Origin of the sequence: Variovorax sp. LjRoot130 (assembly GCF_964253755.1) — a bacterium.
Classification (GTDB): domain Bacteria; phylum Pseudomonadota; class Gammaproteobacteria; order Burkholderiales; family Burkholderiaceae_C; genus Variovorax.
In genome coordinates, this window is the sequence record NZ_CAXURM020000001.1 from 5,722,488 (window position 1) to 5,747,092 (window position 24,605).

The window sequence follows — 24,605 nt, forward strand, 5'->3', positions numbered from 1 at the left end:
GAACCTATTCCGACGGATCGTCCACCGGCTTGTTGTCGAGCCAGCGCGCGTACTCGCGCGGGAACGCTTTTCGGAAGCGCATCGCCTGCGCCAGCGCTTCGTCGTTCAGACCGAGCAGCATGGCGCTGTCGATCAGCTTGGTGATGACGCGCGGCTCCGGCGAGAAGTGAAGGAGGTGCTGCGCCAGTGCGTGTACCTCGGCCGCGTTGGCGGCGCTGACCGGCGTCAGCGTGAGCTCGGCGAACTTCACCTGGTTGGCGAATAGCCAGGAGCCCTGGAGCTTGGCCAACGTGTCGTCGCGCCAGGCCGGCAAGCGATCTTCGCGCGCGAGGTAGATCTGACTTACGCGGGTGTAGTCCCACGCCGCGTAGCCGACGATCCCCATCAGGACCGCCGCCGCAGCCAGTGAAGGCGCTGCACTCCGCTTCACCCGTGCTCTCCGTGATCCAGGCCACAGAAACCCGAGGCAAAGCCCGAAGACAAGCTGGAAGGGCCCGTACCAAAGCGGGTACTCGAGCAGGCTGTGCAGCACGATCGCGCCGAGCAAACCCCACACCATGACCCGCGCCGGCTCCGTCTCGCCCCAGGGCCGCGCTGCCAGCATCAGCCAGCCGAAGCCGCCGCAAATCAGCAGCGCTGCCGGGATGCCGAGTTCGACTGCGAGGTGGAGGGGCAGGTTGTGGGCGTTGTCGAGGATTTCGACGAAGCGCGAGCCGCCGTAGAGCGTGCTGTAGTGCGCAAAGCTCAGTTCACCCCAGCCCCAGCCTGTCCAAGGATGCTGGGCGATCAGGTCGAGGACGTTGCGCCAGAGCACCAGGCGGCTGTGCGCATCGGGCGCCCCTTCGCGCAGGCGGCGCATCATGCTGTCGACCTCGGAATTGGCAAGCAAAGGCAGCAGCCAGGCGGCGGCGAAGTAGACGGGGATCAGGGCCAGCAGCAGCAAGGGGTGCGGCAACCTGTAGTTCGCCGTCCCTTCGTTCGACACATGCCGCCGCTCTTGCCATGCGAGGAAAGCAGCGATGGCAGTGATAAGCAGCAGCTGAAGCAGTCCGGTGCGCGACGTGGAGGCGGCCGCCGCCAAGATCAACAGCAACCCGGCCGGCAGCAGTACAGCGCGCACGCGTCGCCCGCTTATCGCGTGCAACCAAAGCGCTGCGATCAGAGCCAGGCTGATCAGGGTAGCGAACTGGTTGCGCTGGCGCAGGTTGCCGTAGGCTTGGCCGAGATCGGGTGAGGTCGTCCACGGAGCGAGCGGTTCGGCAAGGCCGTAGTACTGGAGCAGGCCGAGGATGGCGCTCAACGCGCCGGCAGTGTGCAGACCCCAGGCGACGGCAGCAAATCGAACATTGCTCGCCGCACGGGAAAGGCCGGCGCCACTGCAAGCAGCTGCAGCAATGACACCCAGCACCGCACAGGCCGGCAACCACGCGCCGGGCTCGCTACCGTGAAACAGGGCAATGGAAACGAAGCCGGCGCCAAGCCATAAGAACAGGAAACATCGAGGCCATTGCGGTTGCGCCCACAGCAGCAGTACTGCCCCGCAGGCCCATGAAACAAGCAGTTGCCAAACGTTGGCAGAAGGGCCCGCGGAGAACGGGCAGAGGAAGGGCGCAGCGACGAGCAAGGCCCCGAACAAAGTCAGGACCGTTGTGCGCGGCACAGCCGCTGCGATGCCGTCAATGGCGGTCTGAGGAACGATCATCTGCCGGCATTCTGCCGGTCGACGCTCAAGCCATCCGTCGCTGTAACCTTACTTGAGGCACCTCGAACCAGTACCGGTGAAGCTCAATGCGCCTGTGTTGGTCTTGGTGTAGGAACCGCATGCATCCCCATTCATTGATCCCGTGGTCGTTGGCGCCGCTGTGATGGTGTAGCCGGCGCCTGCATCCAGTATCGTGAGGGAGATTGTGTAGCGCACCGTCCCACCTGCCGGCACACCCATGAAAATGCCGGAGAACGTCGTATTCGCGTTGTTCGCGGCGTTGTTGCTGAAGCGGTTGTTCTCCGTATAGAAGCGTTCCAGCCAACCCTCCGCCCTCAGCACTTCCGCCCGCGCCTCGGCCCGCTGGGACCGTCGGATGTATTCCTGATACGACGGTATCGCGATCGCCGCGAGCACTCCCACTACGGCCACGACGATCATCAATTCGATCAGCGTGAAGCCTTTCAGCTGTTTCGGAGTATTCATACGCGCTTTCATAGCGACCTCAGCGATTCCGGAAGATTTCGCGCCAGGTCAGGCGACCACTGGTGCAGGCACCGCAACGTTCGACTGTCTTGAGCGTGCCGTCCCCTGCCGAGATGATCGAGCGGAACAGGCACAGCCCTTCACAAAGAGGCGGAGGCACGGGCGGAGAGCCCGGAGGCAGCGGGGACGATACCGGCACCCGGAATTGGCCGCCACCCGAGCCCTCGAAATAGTTCAGATTGCTGCCGCCAATGGCGCCGGGGGTCGTGACGCCGGGCACCGCATTGTCGATCGCCGTTCCGTAGATCGGATTGATCACCATGTCGAAGGATGTGCCGTCGTACCGGCACCCATCGGAAGTGGCCGCGGGCGCGAGCGAACGAACGTTGACCCGTGCAGTGTCTTCCGCAAAGGGGTTGAACACCACACCTTCCGAACTTACCGGAAGGTCCGCATACCAGCCGAGCTTTCCGGTGGCGTAGGGCACCGTGTTGTCCGTGATGTACCGAACGCCCCCCGTGAACGTGATGCTCTGCTGCACCAGGTCCGTCCTGCCCGTCGTCAGCGTCGAGGTCGTGCCGGGCTTGTCGTAGATGCCGTACATCGTGTTGGTGTAGACAGACGACATGGGATAGTCGTTGCTCTCGAGCGACTTGCCTGTCGCAAAGAACAGCTGATAGCCGCCCGACGGATGCGGGAAGGGCACGATCGGCGTCGTGATGGGCTGCGGCACAGTCGTCGTACCGACGACCGTGGTCGCCTTGTAGAGCGGAACGCCGACCCCTGCTGTCGTGTTGAATACTCGCCACTCGGCGGGATCGGTGCTGGTGACATCGAACTTCCAGACATTGCCCTTCAAGTCGCCCGCGTAGATGCGATCGATGGTGCCGTCGTTGTTGGTATCGATGGCCGTAGGCGCTGCCAGGCCGTTGTCGGAACCGTCACCGGCAACGACGGGCGTCAGTATCTTGATGTACTGCGTCCCCGCGGTCCAGGTGGTCGACGAGGGCGAGGTCGGGCCGTTCGCAAAGATGATGAACAGTGCCGCCCTGCCGTTCGTGCTGTTGTAGCCGTTGCCATAGATCGCCGCCCACTTGCCATTGGCCATGTAGCCCGTCTGGAAGGGTTGTCCGTTCGAGCGGCCGTTGGACCGGCCCGTGATGTAGCCCATGTCGCTGTCCGCGGCCTCGGTGAACTCCCACTTGACCACGTCGCTCGGGCTTGCCTCGGACACCGTGTGGGGCTTGGTGACGTCGAGCGCATACACGCCTCGCGCACCACGGCCGAAGGCGCCAAAAAGGTAGGTCGACCAAGTCGTCCCAAGCTTGATGTCCGCAGCCATCACGCTGCCGTCCATGGTCAGGCGATTCGTGCTCTCGCCCAAGTTGAAGTCCTTGGCCGTGATGGCCGCGAGCTTCGAATAGGGCGCTGCCGTGCTGGTCGTATAGAAGGCGCGCGGCACATAGGCAAAGAGCTCACGACCCGTTGCCCCATCGAACGCATGCAGCATGCCGTCGTTGGCGCCCACGAAGACAGCATTCCGGTTGTTGCCGCCGTTGGCCGCAACGATACCCGTCCGGAAGGTTCCGTAGCCACCGCCGTACTGCACGTTGGTGTACCCCGCCGCCGGCGCGCCGACGAACCAGGGCGTGGAGTTGATGATGGCGCCGAGCTTGGTCGTAGGCCGGATTCGCAGGCCTCCCAACGTTGTCTCGTTGCTGCTGTCACCGCGCAGCCAATTGAGTCGATTGGTACCCGCAGCGCCGAGAGGATCCAATGAAACCCCGTTGGACGGGTTCGTGCTCAATGCAGTTTTCTGACCCGCAGAGAGGTTGCCCCATCGGAAGGCAATGGGCGCGGTATCGGAAAGCGAGAGTATCTTGCGATTCGCACTCCAACCGGTGCCGCCGCTGTCCACCGTCAAGCGCGCACCCGCGTCCCAGTCGGATGTGGTATTGACCGTGCCGTCGCTGGCAAAGCTATAGCGCAGGAACTGGCCACTGGCGTCGGCATCGACGTCGCTGCCGACCGCCTTGGCCTTGATGCTGTGCGTGCTGGCGTACACGTAGCCGCCGCTCTGCGTGCGCGATGTGGTTGCGGCCGCAGGTGCCGCGCCCCCTGCGCGAAGGATGGTCGAGAAGATGTTGTTCAGCGAGCGCTCGAGCTCAGCAGGATCGATGGCGTAAAAGTAGTTGTCGGGAACACCGTCGCTGCCGGTCGACCCATCAGCTCTCTTTGCATCCCAAGCAGCGGTCGGCAGCGCCGAGCCGGAGGTGTAGCTGGGCACCACGGTGCGATCGAAACCGCCGTACTTGGCCGCATACCACATCGGATCTTGCAGGGCCTCGCCGGCAACGCCTGTCATCCCATACACGGCCGTGGTCTTGGTCTGCTGGTCGTTGCAGTTGTTGCATCCGCCAGTCGCATTGACGTTGGTAGCGGGTGTGACCAGCCCGCCGATGCTCACCGGGTCGGTGAAGTTGGCGTTGTTGATGCCGGAGTGAAAATGCACGCCGTCCTTGCCGTTGGTGCCGGCGATCGCGTAGCCGAAGCCCATCGCGTACGGAGTCGACTTGAAGGCCGCATAGGTGCTGACGCTGATGTTGCCGCTGGCGCTGACGGAATATTCGAGCGTGCCCCACATGTCTTGGTCGTAGTCGCCGCCTTGCTCCGAGTCTTCCCACTGGACCACAAACTTGCCGGAGGTGGCCGTCTGCGACACGACGCGGAAATCGACCAGCGCCCCGGCGCCGCCTGTGCCCGAGAAGAGTCGCATGGCCGGTTGAATGACGACGAACTTGCCCGCCTGGTTGGGCACCGGAACCTTGATGCGAGGCGTCGAGGTCGCCAGCGCCACGCCATAGGTGTCCACCTTGAAGGCTCGCAAGTTCGCCGTGGGTGCGGTGATGTCCGTCCTGATGCGATTCGTGTGCGCGTACTGTGCCGCACCCGCCATCTTGAAGCCGCCATAGCCAGTTGGCGCTTCAGGGCAGATGCCAACGCTGGTAGCCAGCGCGCTGATGGACTTGTCGTTGCACAGATTGTTGGTGTCCGCCGCCGTCCGTCCGATCGACCATTTCTTTCCCGTGGCGTAGAGTCCTTCTGCAGTACCGATGTCGTTCGTTAGCGAAGTGACGGTCGCTTCCGAAAGCCCGGCGACACCATTCGCGCTGGCCCACTGATCGTTGTCATAAGAGCTAACGCTGGCGTTGAAATTGATCACGCTCGAGCGCCGGCAGGTCCGCTCACCGAATGTGGCAACAGTCGATGCGGCAAAAGGATCGGACCAGGTGGCGACCGTCAGTCCCAGTGCGCCGTCCTTGCCCCCCGTGGTGTTGAAGTCCGACGTCGCGGCGCTCGCCCCCGCCAGGTAGCGAAGTGACTCGAGATACATCTCGCCGATGGGATTGCCCCAGCTTCCGCACTGACCTTCCGTCAGACCGATCAGGCCGAAGTTGCAGTTGTCGACGGAACTGCTGGTGTATGTACCGCCGTTGTAGTCGTAGCCGTAGATGCGAAGCTTGTCCAAGGTCGAGACGATGCCGTCGACGCCGGTGAACTGCCCGTTGTCGGTGTTCACCTCGGGCGCAAAGGATGCAACGTTCTTGCGCAAGACACCACCGGAGATGTTCTTGGTGTAGCTCCCCGTGATCAAGCCGAATGCGGCTTCGTTGCGCTCGCCGTACTTCTGCAGCAGCCCGACCGGCTTGTATGCACCCGACGGATAAAGCTTGCAGCGGCTGCTTTCGTCGCTGGTGAATGAGGCGACGCCCGCTGCGGCTCCGTCCAGGCCGGTCTTGCAGACTTCGACCCTGACCGTGTAGGTGCCCTGCGCCAAGCCCGTTCCGAGGCCGTAGGTCGCACGGGACGGGTTGCTGCCGGACGCACTCAGGCCTGTGATGGTGGAGTTGTTGCCGTTGCTCGCGCCCTTGTCCTCCGACCAGTAGCACTGCCAACGCTCATTGGAGTTCCACAACGAAAAGTTGCCGTTCGCCACCAGCATGGCCGGCGGCCCAACGGCATTGTGCGAGTACTGGTTCGTGCCATTCTTGAAGGTCGCGTTGCAGATCGTGATCTCGTTGGTTCCCGAGAACGGGGTCAACTGGGCGACGTCGGTGTTGTTGTAGTACTTCGCGAATGCATGCGCGTCGGTCGGCAGATGTGCGCGCTGGAGCACCGTCGAAGTGCCACTGTCCGTGCTTCTCATGCCGCCGTAGAGGATGCGTCGAACCACGTCCATCCGGGTCATCGTCGCCCAATTCAGGAAGTTGCCGCTCCACTCGTTGACGATGGCGCCGCCATAGTTGCAGTAGCGCGTTGTGGAATCCACCTTCCGCGAGGGCACGTAGGTGTTGGTCGTGGTGCTATAGGTATAGCAGCGCTCGCTGTCGAAGTATCCGTAGTAGTTGTAGGCGTGGCTGTATTGCGTCTCGATCGTTCCATCGCCATTCAGATCGGAGAACTCGTTGTAGGCCTTGTAGGAAAGCTGGTGATCGCGCGACAGGTTGAGCATCACCATCGGCGAGCCCTTCGTCTCCGTGAGGTAGGGCGGCAGCGGCGTGAGATTGACCGCCTGCGTCGACGTCGCGAGCAGGCCGCTCGCCACAAGCAGGAGAGCGCCGATCCACCGGCTCAACGACTGAAGATTTCGGGCGATCATTTCAATGCTTTCACAGAGGTTTGCAGCATGACTTGGGTTGAGCTGTTGGCTCCGTAGCCGATGGCAGACACGCGATAGACAAAGGCTTCACCGAGCTTGAAGTACTCGATGAGGTACTGGGGCTGTTGCGACACCACAGGCAAAGCCGTGGCCCCGGTATAGGTTCCATAGGTTGCCGCTCGACCGGCGGTCGTCCAGTTGGCCTTGACCTCCCAGACGGGCGTCGTGGCGTCCGGCAGACAGAGACCCAGCGCGCAGGTCACGCCAAAGATGTCGGCGGCTTCCGGCGAGATGGGCGTCGTCCGGCAATTGGCAGCCAGACACGAGCCGCCGATGTCCTTTTCGGCGTCCCGCAGCGCGGACTCCGCGGCCTGAAAAGCCAAGGTGCGGTCGGCCTCATTGCCGGCGATGCGGGCGGAGAAGGTCGAGCTTTGGATGGCGGTCACGCCGAGGATGCTCAGGATGACCAGGAACATCATGACCATGAAAAGCGAGATGCCGCGCTGCCTCTGCAGGCCGCCGACGGACGGGCGAATCGAACGACTTGGCATGTTCATAGCGAGGCGGTGTTTCGCAGCGCGACCGTGGTACGAAGGGTGCGATAGCTTTCCGGCGAGCTGGAGGTGATGTCGTCCCCATAGCAATCGGTGTATTGCGTGCGGGTGTCATTGCCCGATGCCTGCACCGTCCTTGCCAAGACACACAATTCGATCGCCGCGACATCCTTCCATGCAGCGGCCGTCGTGGGCACAGCGTCGAGCAGCTTGCCGGTCGACGAGATATAGCCGACCCGAATCTGCTCGATGCCCGGCACCAATGGTTGAACCTGCAGGGCAACGGTGCCCAGCACGCCGTCGGTGACGGGTGTGCTGTCCGAAACGCAACTGAGTTGCCCCATCGACGTCGTGCCGTAAGGCGTCTGGGCAGTGACCTGCGAAATGAAGAAGTACGAACGGACCTCGTAGGTCTGGACGCCGCTCACCAGCTTGCTGGCCGCCGCCTCGTTGGTGCAACCGTAGCCTTGCTGTTTACCGGCCGACGACGCGAACTGGTCCGTCTCGTAGCGGGAGAAGATGGAAGCGGACCGGCGCTGCCCTGCCGGCGGGGCGGTACGGCAGGCAAGATCACCGAGCGTCGTCGGCGCGGTCGCGTTGACGTAGCCGTAGTCGCAGCCGGCCAGCTTGTCCTCGAGGGGAAGCTGGGGGCCTGGCGCGGTCGGATCCACCATCGCGAACCCGGAGCTCTGGATGTACTTGGTGAGCAGGTCCAGCGCGAAGCGACCGTTCTCCTCCATCTGAGAGTTTTCGGAGACGGCGTTATAGGACTGCTTGGAATAGAGATAGACGGACGAGGCGATGATGACCAGGATCAATCCGATCGTGAGGCCGACCATCAGTTCGACCAGCGTGACACCGCGATTCCGGCTGCGGGGAGAGTGTGGGGTGGACATGAGCTGAAACAGGGCCGTGATCAAGGGAAGATCGTGAAGCGACGGCAGCGCACGCCATCAGGAGCCGCCGCCGTATCGGGGCAGCAGTTGCGCCAAGCCACCCCTGTCGTGGTGGCGGCGCAGGTCACCGAGGTATCCAGAGTGCCATCCGATTTCCGGAAGTCCTTATCGAAGTACATCGCTGTGATCACGAATCCATTGGCGATCGTGCCCGTCACCTGCATCGAGCCCTGAGGCAAGGAGGCTTGCGCCTTCTGCAGAAGATCGGCCAAGTCATCGGCAGCGACCTGCGCAGACGTGCAAGTGCCACTGGTGCGGCAGTTCAGCTTGGTCAGCGTTGCCGCCTTGCCGGTCGTGTAGTTGGCCGTGTACTGGTAGTCGGCGTCGGTCGCCTTGGGGTTGGCTCGAATGCGTTCGCCGAAGTTGCCGGTGAACTCAGACACGCGGTGGGTGGACCACGCCGACTTTTGAAAGGCCATGGCACCGACCTGCAGGCCCGCGAGACCGAGCAGGCCGAGCGACATGATCAGGATGGAAACAAGCGCCTCGATCAGCGTGGCGCCCTGTTGGGATTTGGAGCGGCGGGGGATGCTCATGGCCATGTCCACATTCCTAGAAGTCGGGGCAGCTCGTCACGGTGTAGGCCGCCACGCGAACGCGGCCGGCCTTGCTGATGCAAACCGTTCGGCCAAAGCGGGCCTGGTAGGCGGAATCCGACGATTTGGCGTAGATCTTGAAAGACTGGGCTGTGCGGGCGAATCCTGCGCTGCCGAAGATCAAGGTGCCCGCGGCAGGAGAGCGCTCGAAGCCCGTTTCTGCGTCCGTCGGGTCGACAGCCGCCATGGTCTTGAGCAAGACATCTGTGGCATCGTGTTCGCCATTGCCGTCGAGATCCACAAAAGCCTGAATCTCCAGGGTGTTCCACGTGGAAGCGCACGCGATGGTGCTGGCGTTCTTGGGGCAAACCACGACGTCCTGATTCCTGACGATGGCTTCGCTGCGGGCATAGTTGACCAGTCCGATGAAGCCGTTCACGTTAGACGAGAGCCGATTGCCCACCAGAAAATCGCGCAGGCTTGGCAAGCCCACCGCAAGCAGCACCCCGAGAACGACGATGGTGACGAGCAACTCGATCATGGTCACGCCCCTCGCAGGAGCTGGCGCGTGACTTTGGCCGGACAATGATTCGATGCACATGTGACTAATTGTCACGAAACTGTGTCTGGTGTGAGCAGCCGTTCAACGGCTACACGGGGCCGCTCGTCGGCCAGTTCGAGACTGCCTGCCGCTATAGGCGGTTTTGGCCTAAGGTGATCCGCGGGAAAAGATGGCGGAGACCGTCCGCCAGATGATCAAGACATCGAACCACAAGCTCCGCTTCTGGACGTAGAGCAGCCCGTGTCTCAGCTTGGCCGGCATGATCACCTGGATGTAGAACGCTTCGGGATTCTCGGCGCCGGCCAACAGCGCGCTCTCATCCCGATAAGCGACCGAGGCCAGATCGGTGATGCCGGGGCGCACGCTTAGGATCAGCTGCCGGGCGTCGCTCGGATACATGGCCACATAGCGCGGCACCTCGGGTCTCGGGCCCACCACGCTCATATCGCCGGCCAGCACATTGACGAACTGCGGGAGTTCGTCGAGCTTGTATCGCCGCAGGAATGTGCCCGAGCGCGTGATGCGCGGATCGGCGCCCACGGTGATCTGCGACCCGGCCCCGCTGGCATCTACCTGCATCGTTCTGAACTTATAGATCATGAACAGCCTGCCTTGCAGGCCGACGCGCTGCTGGCGAAACAAGACCGGTCCTCGCGAATCGAACTTGACCCAGAGGGCCACGCCAACCAGCGCGGGGGCCGACACCAGCAACGCGCACAGCGCGAAGCCGAGATCGAATAGCCGCTTGAGCATCAGCCCAGCACCTGGTGCAATGTGGCACTCACGCGGTCTTGATCGCTATCGCTCATCGCCGTGAAGAGTGGAATGCTCACCATTGCCTGGTAGGCCGCATCGGAGTGCGGAAACATCTCCGGCGTGAGCCCGTAGCGGTCGCGCCAATAGGGCTGTCGATGGAGCGGCACATAGTGCACGCTGGTACCGATGCCGCGGTCGGACAGCGCCTGCACCAGTTCGTCTCGTGTCACCTTGGCAGTTGGGGCAAGGCGAATGACATAGAGATGCCAGGCGTGCACCTCGCCCGCTGGAGGATCCGCAGGACAGATCAGCGGCAAAGAGCTCAACGCCTCGTGATAGCGTGCCGCCAGGTATTGCCGGCGCTCGAGAAACCGCGGCAGCTTGGTCAACTGCACCAGCCCGATCGCTGCGGCAATGTCCGTGAGGTTGTACTTGAACCCTGGGGCAATCACCTCGTAGTACCAAGCGGGCGTCTTCGACTGGAAGCGATCGAAGGCGTCGCGATTGATGCCGTGCAGGCGCATGACCTTCATGCGCTCGGCAAGCGCGCTGTCGCGAGTGACAACCATGCCTCCTTCACCGGTGGTGATCGTCTTGTTGGCGTAGAAACTGAAGACGGTGACGTCGGAGCCTAGTGTTCCAACGAGCTGGCCGGCGGATGTGGTGGGCAACGCATGCGCGGCGTCCTCCACCACCTTCAACTTGTGCGCTCGCGCCAACGCCAGCAGCGCCGGCATGTCCGCGGCAAGACCTGCGTAGTGCACCGGCATGATGGCCTTGGTGCGTGGCGTGATCGCCGCTTCAACGAGACGCGGGTCGATGCACAGCGTGACGGGGTCGACATCCACCAGCACCACGTCGGCACCGAGGTATCGAACCACTTCCGCGGTGGCGGTAAAGGTATGCGTGGTGGTGATCACCTCGTCCCCCGGGCCAATACCGAGTGCCTCGAGCGCAAGGTGAAGGCCGGCGGTGGCCGAGTTGACTGCCAGGCAATGCAGCGCCGGGGCACCGAGAAACGCACCAAATGCCTCTTCGAAACGCTTGGTCTTCGGGCCGGTCGTGACCCAGCCCGACTTCAGCGCGCTTGCGATCTCGGCGAGTTCCTCCTCGCCGAGTTCGGGCAACGCGAACGGCAGAAATGGGGTTTTTTCTGGCATGGCTTCAGGATTTGGCGATCCACGCGAGCACATGCGTGCGCAGCAGCGGAATTGTGTTGAACAAGGTGTAAAGGGAAGGATGCACGGCGGTCACGCGCCGAGCAATCGGCGGAGCCAACGTGATGCGCTGTGTGTGCACTTGGCCCTGCGGGAAGAGTGCGCGAATGCGCTTGAGCGGCACTCCACGCACATCGGCATTGCGCGGATTGTCGACCGTGAAGTCGTACCACAGCACGCCTCCGCCGGGCTTGACCCAGCGCCACATAGCATCGGCCAGGCGTTGCTGGAATGCGTCGTCGAGCAGCGAGGAGAACACGGTGGAGACGAAGACGATGTCGCAACTGGCCGGCTCAATCGATGCGACGGCAGCGTCGCCCGATGAGAGTCGGACGGCGGCAGGAAGCCGTGCACGCGCCGCCGCATGACGCTCCGGCAGAAGTTCGATGCCCGAAAGACGATCCGGCGCGCAACCCATCCGCAACAGTTCGAGCAGGTTACTACCATCGCCGCTTCCTACCTCGACAAGATCGATGCGATGGAGCTCGGTCATGCCGATCCGCACGAACAGCCGGACCATCGCGCGCTGGCGCTCCTGATGCATGTGCAGCGCGGCTGGGTTGAGCAAGCTGTAACGGAGGTCGTGGGCCGCCCGTCGGTCGTAACGCTCGCGCACCGACTCAAGCTCGAGATTCGGATCGTCGCCTAGTTTCGTCATCGCGACTACCGAGTTAAGGCCGCGAAACGTTCGTTCGCGCGGCCGCCGCGCAGTACATCCCAGAAGCCCAGCAGCGAACCCAAACCGTAACCGAAGTGATAGGCAGCGATCACCATCGGAACGCGGGACAGCGCGCTGATTCCGACCCCGGCCTTCAGCAAGACGCCGCCCGTCATGGCGCCCACGGCGCCCAGGTAAAGCAACAGGCAGGCGGCAAGCGGCCAGGCCGGCGCGCCAAGCAAAGCGACCAAGCTCAACAAAACAAGTGCGCCCACAAATGCCACTGGCGCCAAGTGACGCAGGGACGCGGCTTGCCGATGCTTCTTCATCACAAACGGCTTCCAGTAGCCATACTGAAAGTACTGCCGAAAAACCTGGGAGAGAGACGCGCGCGGATGGTACGTGCTGCGAATGCGCGAGGACTGCCAGACTCGTCCGCCGCCGCGCACCAGCCGAAGATTGTGCTCGTCGTCCTGGTTGCGCGCCAGCGACTCGTCGAACCCGCCGAAGCGCTCGAACGTGGCGCGCGGCCAGCATCCGAGATAGACGGTGTCGACCCAGCCGTCGTGATCGAGCCGGCGCGAGAGGGCGCCGCCAGCCACCCACCGCGATTGAAATGCCGCAGCCACCGCCTGCTGCATCGGGCCCGCGCCATCGTCGGGAACCGCGCGCCACGCGCCACCGACGTTGTCAGCGCCGGTCTCGGCCAGCACCGAAATGCATTGGGCGATGTAGTCGGTGGCATAGTCCGTGTGCACGTCCATGCGCACGATCACCTCGCCGTCGGCACGTGACAACGCGCGGTTCAGCCCCGCCGACACGATCAGCTTCGGATTGTCGATGCACTGAACGCGCGGGTCAGCTGCGGACAAATGCTTCAGCATTTCGCGCGTTCCGTCGTCGCTCAATCCGTCGGCAATCACAAGCTGCAGCGACCACTTCGCTGGCAACACTTGTGCACAAACGCTACGGCAAAAGGCTTCGATATAACGCCGCTCGTTGCGGCACGGAACGATGGCGCTGACAGTTCGCGAAGAGATGCTCATGTCTCTCGCCTCTAGGGCTTGCGCGCAGCGATCACAAAGTACCCCAGCGGAAAGTGCTGACTCGATATGGCGGCCACCTTCGCTCCCAGTCGTGTCTTGTGGAAGTGCCAAGCTAACGTTTGAATCAGCATAGCTAACGCGCGTCCGATCAGCGGCAACCTCGTGACGATTTTGGCAAACAAATCGGCAATGATTTCAACGATACCGCCAATCGCAGACATTTTTACGAGAGTCATCTCATTCATCTTCACAAACCTTTCGAGTGCAAAGTTCGTGTAGCGGTAGTAGTCGTGAGGGTGCTCGTGCACCAGATAGTAGAACGGGACGTTCATGATGATCTTGCCCGCCGGCGCCAACACTCTTGTCATCTCACTCCACAATAGCTGGGGCTCGGGGATGTGCTCAAGCACGTCCGACAGAATGATCGTATCGAAGCGATTGCTATCAAATGGCAGGGGCTGCGACAGATCACATTGCAAATCGATGTGCTCTCCTGGCGCCCAGTCCACACAAACGATTTCCGATACGTACGGCGCATATGCCGAGTACAACGGCACTTTGCCGCAACCCAGATCCAGCAGGCGGCCGCGCGCGTTGGTCTTTAGATGCGACTGATACTGCGCGGCCACCAAGTCCGCCACCAAACGCGAACCTACGCCGAGTTCGACAGGATCTCTTGCCCCCTTGAGTCGACCGCTTTTCCAGTCGAACTTGGTGGGCTTCCAGTGGTCCCGATTTTTCATAGGCATTCCCAAGGAGGTACGGTCGGCAGCAATGCCATCACCTTGCGCCAGTGCGTCTTGCGCATGCAGAGAGGTCGACGCGGCGGGTTCATGCCGATTCCGCCAGTAGCATTACGCGGGCGTAGCACTGCTCCATGAGATCCAGACAGTGACCCCACTCGTACTCACGCGCAACGAGGACTCGGCCGTCTCGACCTAACTTGCTTCGCAGATCGGGCTCCAGCACAAGCCGCTTGAGCGCGTTCTGCAGCGCAGGCACGTTGTTGCGCGGCACGACCAAGCCAGTCTCGCCGTGACGTACCACCTCCGGGAGACCGCCGGCGTCGCTCACCACTACGGGGAGGCCACAAGCGCTGGCTTCAATCACGGCGACGCCGAAGCTTTCGCTGTCGAGCCGACTTGGCGCGGCATAGATATCCATGCGATTGAGCCAACGAGGCACCTCTGCGTGCGCTACCGCGCCTACGAATTCCGTCAGAGCCGCAATGCCGAGTTGATGTGAAAGCCCCACCAATTCGTCGCGCTGCGGGCCATCACCAACGACGATCAGGCGGCACTGATGTCGGCTGGCACGCACCTCGCCGTCAGCGAGCAAGCCAGCGAAAGCGCGCAACAGCAGATCAACGCCGTACTTCGGAGCGAGCGACTTGACAATCCCCAGCGTCAGCACGCCGGCGTCGCGTGGAGCTGGGGCGGGTGCAAAATATTCGAGGTCAACGCCAAATGGCGTGACTGTCACGTCGAGTTGCTCAGGCGTTAGGCCTTGCACCTGTTGCGCCATCGCGTGGCTGGTTGAAGCAATCGCCGTCGCACTCCGCAGGTTTCGTCGCAGCAGCCAGTTTTTAAGGCCCCCCTCGTTGGGGAAATCGTAGACGTCGCTTCCCCAAACCGAAAGCAGCGTCGGGCTGTAACCAGCCAATGCCGCGGTGGTGCCATAGCCGCTGGCGTAGTGCGCGTTCAGCAAATCAGGGCGCCATCGTCGCAGTTCACGCCGCAGAATCCAAGCATTGGCGAAGTAACCAATCTGCGCTTGGTATGGCAGCCAGACGACCCGCGCGGCATGCGGCAGTAGCGAGGGGTCGCAGCGGTGCTGCGAGATCACACACACAGTGTGACCCCGCCCCGCCAACGCTGCTGCCCAGCGCTGCAGATGGACCGTGTTGGCCGGACCAAGCAGTGCAACACGAAGCGCGCGGCGTTCCTTCATGCGGTGCTCTCGTCAGAAGAAGCAAGGCGGTATGAATGCAGCACAAACACAGCAGCAGCAGCCCACGCACCTGCAGCCCACACGGCGCACATGGACAAGAGCCCCGGTGATGGCAATAGCAACCAGGCACCGCATAGCACGAGCCAGCGAACGATTTCCGCCTTTACGGCTAGCCAGGGCAAACCATTCGCGTAGACATTGACCGTCAACACACGTGAGGCCGCCTCTGCCGCGGCGCCCATCATCAGCACCGCAAATGCCTGCGTCGTTCCCGCATAAGCTGGTCCAAGGCCAAGATGCGGCCACGTCGGCGCTGCTAGCCAAAGCGCGGCTGCGACAAATAGAAGCGCAGCGCATAGCGCAGCGGCCCATCGCTGCGACGAGCGCCCACCAGACTGCTCCATCCAGCGCCGAAACAGCAAAGGTGCGGCATAGCCAATCGGCGCAAGAGGCACTTGAACCAAAGTCATCGCCATCGTGAAGCGGCCTAGCGCGACCGAACCTTGCGCGCTCTCGACCCACTGCTGAACCAACAGAATGGCCGCGGTCGACAATGAGGCCAAAAGCCATGCGGCAATCCCATAGCGGCCCAGTTCACGCCAATCCGCGGGGGAGCCCGCGACTGGCTTTCCCATCTTTTTCACCTGCCAAAGAGCGAAGACCGAACTAGCGCCGTAGGCCATGGCAAAGAGCAACTGCCACGTCGAATTTCCTGTGATCCCGAACCAGAGAACAACAATCACGCCTCCGATCAACAGGACCTGCGGCAACGCGGTCGCGGCGTTGAACCAACCCGTGTGCTTGCCGACCAACAGCAATGCGCGCAAGTGCCCGTGGGCGACGCATAGCGCTATCGCACTGGCGAAAACAGCGGCTTGCACGGAGCTACTTACTTCTTGCTGAACCACGCCGAAGATCATTCCGACGAGCACAGCGACCAGAGCACTCGCCCACGTCCAACGAAGAGCAGCTTGAAGGCTCAGGCGCCCGGACTTGACATAGAAGAACAAGGCCTGCGGAAGGCCGAACATTGCAAACGCAGCAGCAAATTCGATGGCTGCTTTAGTATGACTGAAGTTTCCCTGCTCCTCCGGCCCCACGGCGCTGCCCAGCAACAATGTGGCGATCAGCATCGACGCGGCCCCCGCTCCCTGCACGAGCAGCGACAGGCTCAGTTGACGGCGCAAGTTCACCGCGGTGGCCGTTTGCAGGCCATGGCGAACAGGTTTGACGAGAATATGCGCCTGCCAAGCGGAGGCACTGCGGCAGCCGCCAAGACTATCGTCCGCTTTGCAGCGCGTTCCGGCCAACTTCCTGAGAAAGCACTGCCCAGTCTTTGCTCGCGCAGTGCGCGGCGAGCATGTTCGGCTGCAGTCTCGTGAAACCACACTTGCGTATGAGTCAGCACGTCCAAGCCTGCAAGCTCGAACAGCCTCATTCCGTCCGCAAGCGAATACTTGCGCAAGTGGCCCGACACATCGTTCACGCCGTAGTCACGCCTCCAGTTGAGCCAGTTGTCTTCGAGTGGTAAGTTGACCAGTACCACGTCGCCGAGTTGCGCAGCAGCGCGCAAGAATTCTTGATCGTGAGGCACATGCTCCAGCACGTCACTCATGATCACCGCGTCAAACTCGACCCCCTGCAAAGCGTTGGAGTCTGAACAGTGAAACTCGATGTCAGGATACCTTGCGCTCGCCACAGCGATATTGGCGGCCGATATATCCATGCCAACTTTCCGAGCACCAGGGACAACAGGCAGCGCAGCAATCAACTCGCCGGTGGCACAGCCTATTTCAAGAACGGTCCGCAGTTGGCGAGAGGAAGAGAGCAGCCGCATCAAATTCGGCAGCTTGAAAAGTCGCACCTCAATATCAATTTGCGCCTGCTCCAGCGAGCCTTCTTCACGTCGCGCCACATATTCGGGATGCGTATCGTACAACGTCGAGAAGTCGATTTCTGATGTGGGTGCGCCCCTGCCAGCGCTGTCCAAACTCACTGAGCCTCCATGCCACATCGAAGGCCAACATCGCGCCACGGAGAGGCGACCAATGTCATGCCGTCTTGTCCGACGTTATTGCGCGAGAGCGAGACTTTGTTCATAGCCGGGGACCAGTAATCGCAAGACATCTTTCATCGAACCCAGATTGTCATCGTGTGCCGCACTGAGCAGTGTCTTCAAATGAAGCTTGAGCGCGGGCCACGGCATGAAGTCTTCTCTTGCGCGAATGATTCGAGGGTGATCGGTCGGCATCGGATTCTCCCCGATCAGGAGTTCCTCGAAGCGCTTTTCTCCCGCACGCAGGCCAGTGAAGGTAATGCTGATGTCTCCCGTCGGACGGAACTCGTCGCGCACCGATCGCCCGGACAGGGTGATCATGCGCTTGGCCAGATCCACGATCTTCACGGGCGCGCCCATGTCGAGCACGAAGAGGTCTCCACTGCGAGCCATCGCGCCCGCATACAGGACGAGTTGCACCGCCTCCGGGATCGTCATGAAGTATCGCGTGACTTCCGGGTCCGTCACGGTCACCGGCCCACCGTTAGCGATCTGGGCGCGAAATAGGGGAACCACGCTGCCGCTGGAACCCAGGACATTGCCGAAGCGCACCATCGAGAATCGCGTCATCGTGCCCGACTTCGAGTGCGGGGCGTTCCCCTCGTCGAAGGGATCGGCTTCACAGCCGGCAAGCGACTGCAGGATCTGTTCGGCGATCCGCTTAGTGGCGCCCATCACGTTGGTCGGTCTGACCGCCTTGTCAGTAGACACCAGAACAAAGCTATCGACGCCCCACTTGAGCGCCGCCCGGGCCAGGCTGAGCGTGCCCAGCACGTTGTTGTTCACGGCCTCGCCCGGATTGGATTCGACCATGGGGACATGCTTGTAGGCCGCCGCGTGATAGATCACCTCCGGCCTGTGGGCCTCGCAGATCGAATCCAGGCGCTGCGGGTTGCAGACACTGCCGAGCACGGGCACGAAGGTCATTCCCAAGCCACCGCCGAGCGCCCACTGCTCAAGTTCGTGATGGATCTTGTAGAGCGAATACTCGCTGTGATCGACGAGAAGAAGCGTGCTCGGCGCTTCGCGCGCAATCTGGCGGCACAGTTCGCTGCCGATGCTCCCTCCCGCGCCTGTCACCATGACGACGCGGCCTGCCAGGGCACCGGCGAGAAAATCCGGCCGCGACGCCACGGGTTCGCGTCCTAGCAAGTCGTCGAGGTCGAGGTCGCGGAAATCGTCCACCGTGACCCGCCCACTGGCGAGATCCGCCAACCCTGGCAACGAACGAATCCGCACGGGCAGCGATTGCAGACGCTCGATGAGCTGATTGCGCCGCTGCCGCGTCGCGCTCGGCACCGCAAGGAGAATATCCGTAACCGCATGCCGGACCACGACATCGGCGGCTTCGGCGTAGGCATAGACCTTGACACCATTGATCGTGCGCCCGACCTTCTGGGGATCGTCATCGACGAATCCGACCAGCGAGTAGTCGTGTGTTCCCGAGAGCGCGGCCGCAGTTTGCGCCCCCGCCACGCCGGCGCCATAGATCAGCAAGGGCGTGCCGCGAGCACGGGTGCGGCTGGCAATCCATTGCCAGCCCAGCGCACGGCTCGATGCGACGAGGATCAGAAAGAGGAGCGGCTGCAGCACGATGAGGCTGCGCGGGATGCCTTCCCAATGGAAAAGCAGCCAGACGAGCGGGCACAGCGCGAAGCCATACAGCGCGACGGCACGGCCCGTCGCCAGGATCGATGCCATGCCCGTGTAGCGGAAGATCGCCTTGTACAGACCCAGCTGGAAGAAGATCGGGATGGCCAGCGCGGGCGCCACCGCGTAGGCGACCCATTCAGCGCCCGCGGGCCAGTGCAGCGTGTCGAGCCGCAGCGTGAACGCGAGCCACATCGACACCAGCGCGAGCACGGCGTCGAGCGCCATCACCACCATGCGCTTTCGGGAGCGAGACCAGCTCAGGATCGTGTCTTGCATCGCTTTGCGGTCACTGGACTTCCAGGTCGATACGGGGAAAGGGCACCGGCTCGACACCCTGATGTTCGCTCGCGAATTCGCCCCAGGCGCCTCGAAGCTTGTCGCAATAAGCACGCGAGAAGAGCAGGCACGATTGTCGCAGCGCTTCCTGCGCGGCCAGCGGCCGCCCGTTGAGCGCGGCGGCCTTGGCATATCGCAAGAGCGCGTTCTCTACGGGATAGCGCCTGGCCGTCAAGCGCAAGCGCTCGATCTCGCTCGCCGGCATGCCTTCGCGCGGCTCGATGCGCAGGTTGACAAGCGCGGCCTGCAATCCGTTCAGGACATGAATCTCGAGCGCCGGAGGGGGCGCCCGAACGCCGATGCGGGCGGCTCGCAAGCGCTCGGATTGCACGTCCAACTCAATGGCGCGGTACTCCTTCCACGCGAGCAGCAGGACGCTGCCCAGCGCAACTACGAGGGCCGCAGACACGGCGCGTGGCAGCCGCGCGGGTGCAACGAGCGACGAGCGCGCGTTCAGGATGCCCATCATCAGCGCGACCGGAACCAGGAAGAACGCCTTGCAATGCGGCAGCTCAAGCAAGGCATGCAGCGTGAACGTGCCGATGGCCAGCAGGATCAGGATCTGCTCGGCGCTCGCGGCACGCCGCACCTGCCACCAGAACCAGAGGCACAGCAGTCCCGCGATGGCCAGGCCCAGGGGCACCCCGTTCCACACCATCAGGTCGAGCACGAGGTTGTGGGCGTGCTGGATGCCCAGTTTCAGGTCGGCGTACTGCGGTAGCGCATCGACCTGGACCAAGCGACCTTGATTCCAACCATAACCCAGCCACGGCCGATGCAGGATGCCATCAATCATCAGCGACCATATCTCTGGCCGGCGCCCCGAACTGAGGCGCGAACCCAGGCTGTCGGCACCACCGGCGTCAATCAAGGCTGTGGCGAAAGTCCAACCGAGCGCCAGCACCGCGAACCACAGCCCCAGCCCGAGGAAAGCCGGCCGGTGCCTTGCGGTCCCCAGAGAGGCCGGCGAGATCCACGCGACGGCCAACAGCAGTGCAATGCCGAGCCAGCCGGTGCGGGACTGCGTGCTCGCAATCCCGAGCAGTAAGGTTGCCGCGGCAAGCACCGCAACCGCACCGCCGATGCGCTGTCGGGCGTGGGCCCACCACAGGCCGATGAGCCCCCACATCAGAAGCGTGCTCAACTCGTTGGCTTGGCCGACATTGGCCATGGGACGGCTGCCTGTCGAGATGGGCGCCATCAAGGGCCCCCAGTCCAGCAGGAGCCATTGCGCCAGCGCGAGCGCCGTCGAGATCAGGGCGGCCACGACGAAGCCGGCGAACAGCGCGTCCGGCAGACGGCCCGGGGCCAGCGCCTCGCAGGACCTGGCGATCGCAACCGACACGGCGCAACCCAGAAGGTACACGCTGATCAGAAGCGCCTCGGCAGGAAACGCGAACATGCCGCCGGCGGCCTGCAGCAGGGGAATCAGCGCAGCGGCAGCGAAACCCATCGAGAGCAGGTCGAAATCCATTCGCGCACGCCGCGTCACCGCCCACAGGGCCAGCGGCAGCACGGCCAGACCGGCGGCGACCTCGGTGTAGAGCGTGGACCACGGATAGGAATGCACGGGAATCAGCCACGGCAGGGCGAAGCCGAAAGCCAACAGCGACCAGCCCACCCCTGTCGATGGATTGCGGGTCGAGCGGGCCTTCGGCACCGCCGCCGCGATGCTCAAGGCCTGGGAAGAATTCGACATGGGACAGCCTGTTCCGTCGTCAAAAGCAGCTACTGCCTCGCATCGGGTATGTCGAGATGAAGGACGGCCCCGCGTTGCCAGAAGCGAGGCGGGGACACATTGCCTGAATCATTGGACGATTGGCGAGACAGCACGTCACGGCCATGGACAGCCCACATGCCTGCCAGCAGCATCGCGGACACCAGCACGATCGGCGCGCGCGACCTGAGATTCGCCGCTGGAGGGGCCGCCGCCGCGGCTGCATCGGTTGAGCGCTTCCGGTAACACGCCAGCGCCCATCCAGCCATCCATACGATCAGTAGTTGGCTCAAGGGGTAGACAAAGGCGCCTGAAAACAGACTGTTCATGACGCACGCCAAAAGGCCGCCGAGGCAAAACGGAGGAATCCAGCGATGCCCCCGAATCAACCGGTAGAGAAGCAATCCGACGAGAACGAGGGCGCCCACTCCCAAGAATCCGTACTCGCCGATCCATTGCAGCGCAATATTGTGAGGGTGCATCGCGATCACGAGGCCGTCGTGCCTTCCGAATTGATCGCCGCCTATTCCCACCCACGGCGATCGGGCCCAGGATTCCACGAGGCCGCCCCACAAATCGCTTCGGGAGGAAGTGGTCAGGCGAAATACGGTCTTGGTCGTATGGTCCGAGTCGAAGAGCCAACGCATGCCGTAGAAGAATGCCCCCGCGACGGCGAGCGACGAAATCGGCAGACGAAGCAGGGCTGAATCCTTTCGAAGAAGCGCCACCAGCAACAGCGCGCTCGTCGCGGACAGCAGGACCGAGCGGGCGCCGTCTTGCCAGAGTGCCAGCAGATAGAGCGTCGAAAGCAGCCAGACCAGCGGCGTCATCCGCGCTCGCGCCAATCCGCCGGGCCGATGCCAGAGCAGGAACAGGCACGGAAGCAAGGCATCGTCGAATTCGCGGACCGTCGTGAACACCAGTTGCCAGTCGTGCCATGTGCCGCTCATGCAAAGATCGATGATGCTCAACACCATCAACCAGATATTGAGCGACGGGGCGAGCGCCAGGATCACTGCGCTTCGATCCGGCCTTTGCGGGTCGTCCTCGAAAAGCCTCGCACAAAAAAACACCCCCAGAAACAGCATGCCATACAGCGTGGCGTCGGCGATGGAAAACGGCGACCACCGAGTGCCCTGCAGGCAGATCGCCAGAAGCGCCAGCGAAATCGCCCAGATCCAGTGGCCGGACCACGGCCTTCCATGAATGACCGCGGGCAGGCGAAACACGGAGCAGACGATGAGTGTCGACAGGCAGATGATCTGCGCTTTTCGAGAGAAATCGTACGGATCCGCGATCCCGAAAAAAGTGATGACGCCGGAAAATGCGACGACGGCGAACGCGGGAATCATCCACGCCAGAAAGCCGTCTGCGAAATTTCGATACGTCATGAAAGAGGTCGCGAACAAAAAAGCGGCCCCGAGGGCCGCTTCTATCGCTGGTCAACGATCAGCTGGGACGGCATTCGGAAGGCAGGTACTTCGAAGCAATGGCAGAGGAGCACGTCCAACGCAGCTGACCGGTGTTGGTGCCGACATTCGCCGGAGTCAGCAGGATATCGCCCGTCGCATTGGGAACCGTCGAGGTGATCGTCACGAGGCCCGAGCCATCGTTGGCAACGACCACATTCGACACATACTTTGTTGCGCCGGGGAAGACGTAGCCGCTATTGGACGCGGTGACCGAGGCAAGGAGACCAAGCGACGAGGTGGTTTCAGCGACCGCCAGCTTGGCCGGAGCGCCCATGACGAGCACTTCGGAGATCTTGGCGCGGGTGGTGTAATCCTGATACGCCGGCAGCGCCACAGCAGCCAAGATGCCGATGATCGCCACAACGATCATCAATTCGATAAGGGTGAAACCCTTTTGCACGTTGCGTGCGATGGAACGACGGTTCATTTCAAGAAACTCCAGTTGGTTGAAGGGCCCGAGGAAGGCCCCCGGTGCGTTCAACCTCCGCAGCATCTGTGCCATCCCGGCTGCTCGCCTCTGAAGCAAACCTTGGTGTGCATTTATTCTCGCCGGGGTTACAACAGGTGACACAACCTGTTGCAAACGCCACACGTGAGATGACAAATTTGTCAGTCCACCACCCACAGTGTCAGACCTGCAGCACCCCCGCCGCCTCCAGCCACCGAATGTCCCATCCCTTCGTGCCATGCATCTGCGAACTCGCTGTCAACCCGTCGATCTGGCTCATGATCTCTTCGGTCTCGGCCGGCTTGGTGTGGGTGATGTAGATCGGGTAGTTCTTGCCGGGCGCGATGTTCGCCAGTTCGTCGGCCAAAGTCGCGGGCGACAAGTGCAAGCTGCGCTGGGCCAAGGCCTGTTCCCGGTTACTGAACGCCGTTTCAATAACCAGCATCCCCACATCAAGCTGGTTCACCCGCTGCCAAAAGGCCGGATTACGCTCCGTGTCCCCGCTGAAGACCCAGTTCGGCCCACCCTCAGCACAGCGCACGGCGTACCCGCAAGCCGGCACGGTATGCACAGCCGGCAGCACCTCGATGTTCTTGAGCGCCCGGGTTCCGAGTTCGAACTGCTGCCCGACCACGATGTCATGAAAGCTCACGAACGGCGCCTCGCGACTTGGAATGCTCGCGAAATCCGGCCAGATGACGTTGTTGAACACGTGGGCGCGCAGCGCCTCGATGGTGGGGCGCAGCGCATGCACGCGCAGCGGCTTGCCGCGGCGGCTGGCCACGGCGTCGATCATCAGGGGCAGCGCGGCGATGTGGTCGAGGTGCGAATGGGTGAGCACCACGTCGTCGATGGCGCTCATTTCGTCCAGGCTCAGGTCGCCGACGCCGGTGCCGGCGTCGACCAGCAGGTCGCTGTCGACCAGGAATGACGTCGTGCGGCAGTCCTTGGCGATGGCGCCCGAGCAACCCAACACGCGCACCTGCATATGCGAGGCCTTTTGTTTTCTATTTGGTTTCGAACCGGGTTGCACCATCCCAGTTCTGGTCTTTGGGCTGCAACGCCATTGAGGCTAAACGCTGCGCGTATAGCTGGTAAAGGACTTTTTTGGCATCTACAGCCGGCAGTGGGGTCAAGCCTCCCGTACGAAAGCCTCGGCGCGCCCGCCGGCTCTCAGCCGGCGACGAACTGCATCCGCGTGCCGCCGAGTTCGAGCACGTCGCCGTCCTGCAGGGCGACGGCCTCGTTGCCGAGCGGTTCGCCGTTGAGCTCAGTGCCGCCGTCGATGGGCGCCACCACGTAGCCGTGCAGGCGCCGCGTGACGGCAGCGACGGCCACGCCGGGTTTGCCGATCGTGGTGACGACCTTCTGCAGGGAGAGTTCGCGCCCGGCGCCGCTGCCCGACAGGACGCGCATGACAGCCACGCCGGTGCCGCCGCCGAAGGGCTGGTGCACCGTGGGTGCGGAACTGAGGGGAATCGGGCCTGATGGTGCCGGCGCGATGTGCGGCGCCGGCCCGGCCCCTTCGGAGGCGCCGCTGGCCACCAGGTAGCGGATCTTGTACTTGCCGACCTCGACAACGTCGTTGTGCTCGAGCGCCTGCTTCTTGACGGCACGCCCATTGATGTAGGTGCCGTTGGTGCTGTTGAGATCTTCCAGGTAGACGTCGCCGCCGATCATGTGCAGCACGGCGTGTTCACCGCTGATCGCCAGATTGTCGATCACGATGTCGTTGTACGGCCGCCGTCCCAGCGTGGTGCGGTCCTTGGCGAGCGTCACCTCCTTGATGACGACACCGTCGATCGAAACGATCATTTTCGGCATGGCCGACTCCTGGATC

General features: G+C 62.6%; 21 protein-coding genes. All 21 read right to left on the bottom strand.

Going from position 1 to position 24,605, the window contains the following annotated elements; all coding sequences use genetic code 11:
• Positions 1-4: 4 nt before the first annotated feature.
• Positions 5-1,702: a PglL family O-oligosaccharyltransferase gene (locus ACSQ86_RS28335; RefSeq protein ID WP_436310088.1), complete on the bottom strand. Its 1,698-nt coding sequence runs from the start codon at positions 1,700-1,702 to the stop codon at positions 5-7.
• A 48-nt stretch (positions 1,703-1,750) separates the two neighbouring features.
• Complete coding sequence (locus ACSQ86_RS28340; RefSeq protein ID WP_436310089.1) at positions 1,751-2,188, bottom strand: type IV pilin protein; 438 nt, start codon at positions 2,186-2,188, stop codon at positions 1,751-1,753.
• 19 nt (positions 2,189-2,207) lie between these two features.
• The gene (locus ACSQ86_RS28345; RefSeq protein ID WP_436310090.1) at positions 2,208-6,848 is read right to left on the bottom strand and encodes a pilus assembly protein; all 4,641 of its coding nucleotides are present in this window, start codon (positions 6,846-6,848) and stop codon (positions 2,208-2,210) included.
• On the bottom strand, positions 6,845-7,399 hold the full coding sequence (locus ACSQ86_RS28350) for a pilus assembly PilX family protein (protein ID WP_436310091.1): 555 nt from the start codon (positions 7,397-7,399) through the stop codon (positions 6,845-6,847). Before ACSQ86_RS28350 ends, ACSQ86_RS28345 begins: the two co-directional genes overlap by 4 nt.
• 2 nt (positions 7,400-7,401) lie before the next feature.
• Complete coding sequence (locus tag ACSQ86_RS28355) at positions 7,402-8,322, bottom strand: PilW family protein (protein ID WP_436310092.1); 921 nt, start codon at positions 8,320-8,322, stop codon at positions 7,402-7,404.
• Positions 8,319-8,900 carry a type IV pilus modification protein PilV gene (gene pilV, locus ACSQ86_RS28360; protein ID WP_436310093.1) on the bottom strand — a complete coding sequence of 194 codons (582 nt, stop codon included), beginning with the start codon at positions 8,898-8,900 and terminating at the stop codon, positions 8,319-8,321. The genes ACSQ86_RS28355 and pilV overlap by 4 nt, the downstream gene beginning before the upstream one ends.
• Positions 8,901-8,910: 10 nt before the next feature.
• On the bottom strand, positions 8,911-9,495 hold the full coding sequence (locus ACSQ86_RS28365; RefSeq protein WP_436310094.1) for a GspH/FimT family pseudopilin: 585 nt from the start codon (positions 9,493-9,495) through the stop codon (positions 8,911-8,913).
• A gap of 108 nt (positions 9,496-9,603) precedes the next feature.
• On the bottom strand, positions 9,604-10,209 hold the full coding sequence (locus ACSQ86_RS28370) for a sugar transferase (RefSeq protein ID WP_436310095.1): 606 nt from the start codon (positions 10,207-10,209) through the stop codon (positions 9,604-9,606).
• Complete coding sequence (locus tag ACSQ86_RS28375; RefSeq protein ID WP_436310096.1) at positions 10,209-11,372, bottom strand: DegT/DnrJ/EryC1/StrS family aminotransferase; 1,164 nt, start codon at positions 11,370-11,372, stop codon at positions 10,209-10,211. The genes ACSQ86_RS28370 and ACSQ86_RS28375 overlap by 1 nt, the downstream gene beginning before the upstream one ends.
• Before the next feature lie 4 nt (positions 11,373-11,376).
• Positions 11,377-12,087: a class I SAM-dependent methyltransferase gene (locus ACSQ86_RS28380; protein WP_436310097.1), complete on the bottom strand. Its 711-nt coding sequence runs from the start codon at positions 12,085-12,087 to the stop codon at positions 11,377-11,379.
• A gap of 5 nt (positions 12,088-12,092) precedes the next feature.
• Complete coding sequence (locus ACSQ86_RS28385) at positions 12,093-13,133, bottom strand: glycosyltransferase family 2 protein (RefSeq protein ID WP_436310098.1); 1,041 nt, start codon at positions 13,131-13,133, stop codon at positions 12,093-12,095.
• Positions 13,134-13,144: 11 nt separating this feature from the next.
• Positions 13,145-13,876, bottom strand: coding sequence for a methyltransferase domain-containing protein (locus ACSQ86_RS28390; protein WP_436310099.1), 732 nt, complete (start codon positions 13,874-13,876; stop codon positions 13,145-13,147).
• A gap of 88 nt (positions 13,877-13,964) precedes the next feature.
• Positions 13,965-15,083, bottom strand: coding sequence for a glycosyltransferase (locus ACSQ86_RS28395; RefSeq protein WP_436310100.1), 1,119 nt, complete (start codon positions 15,081-15,083; stop codon positions 13,965-13,967).
• On the bottom strand, positions 15,080-16,216 hold the full coding sequence (locus ACSQ86_RS28400; RefSeq protein ID WP_436310101.1) for a hypothetical protein: 1,137 nt from the start codon (positions 16,214-16,216) through the stop codon (positions 15,080-15,082). Before ACSQ86_RS28400 ends, ACSQ86_RS28395 begins: the two co-directional genes overlap by 4 nt.
• Before the next feature lie 56 nt (positions 16,217-16,272).
• Positions 16,273-17,079 carry a class I SAM-dependent methyltransferase gene (locus ACSQ86_RS28405; RefSeq protein WP_436310102.1) on the bottom strand — a complete coding sequence of 269 codons (807 nt, stop codon included), beginning with the start codon at positions 17,077-17,079 and terminating at the stop codon, positions 16,273-16,275.
• Between the two features lie 75 nt (positions 17,080-17,154).
• A complete protein-coding gene (locus ACSQ86_RS28410; protein WP_436310103.1) occupies positions 17,155-19,068 on the bottom strand; it encodes a polysaccharide biosynthesis protein in 1,914 nt (637 codons plus the stop codon).
• 10 nt (positions 19,069-19,078) lie between these two features.
• On the bottom strand, positions 19,079-20,806 hold the full coding sequence (locus ACSQ86_RS28415) for a Wzy polymerase domain-containing protein (protein WP_436310104.1): 1,728 nt from the start codon (positions 20,804-20,806) through the stop codon (positions 19,079-19,081).
• A gap of 50 nt (positions 20,807-20,856) precedes the next feature.
• Positions 20,857-22,236, bottom strand: a complete 1,380-nt coding sequence (locus tag ACSQ86_RS28420; protein WP_436310105.1) for an O-antigen ligase family protein — start codon at positions 22,234-22,236, stop codon at positions 20,857-20,859.
• 58 nt (positions 22,237-22,294) lie between these two features.
• Positions 22,295-22,744: a pilin gene (locus ACSQ86_RS28425; protein WP_436310315.1), complete on the bottom strand. Its 450-nt coding sequence runs from the start codon at positions 22,742-22,744 to the stop codon at positions 22,295-22,297.
• Positions 22,745-22,946: 202 nt separating this feature from the next.
• Positions 22,947-23,753, bottom strand: a complete 807-nt coding sequence (locus tag ACSQ86_RS28430) for a 3',5'-cyclic-nucleotide phosphodiesterase (protein WP_436310106.1) — start codon at positions 23,751-23,753, stop codon at positions 22,947-22,949.
• A 185-nt stretch (positions 23,754-23,938) separates the two neighbouring features.
• Positions 23,939-24,589 (bottom strand): FHA domain-containing protein, encoded by a 651-nt coding sequence (locus tag ACSQ86_RS28435; protein ID WP_093108549.1) that lies wholly within the window; start codon positions 24,587-24,589, stop codon positions 23,939-23,941.
• Between the last annotated feature and the right edge of the window lie 16 nt (positions 24,590-24,605).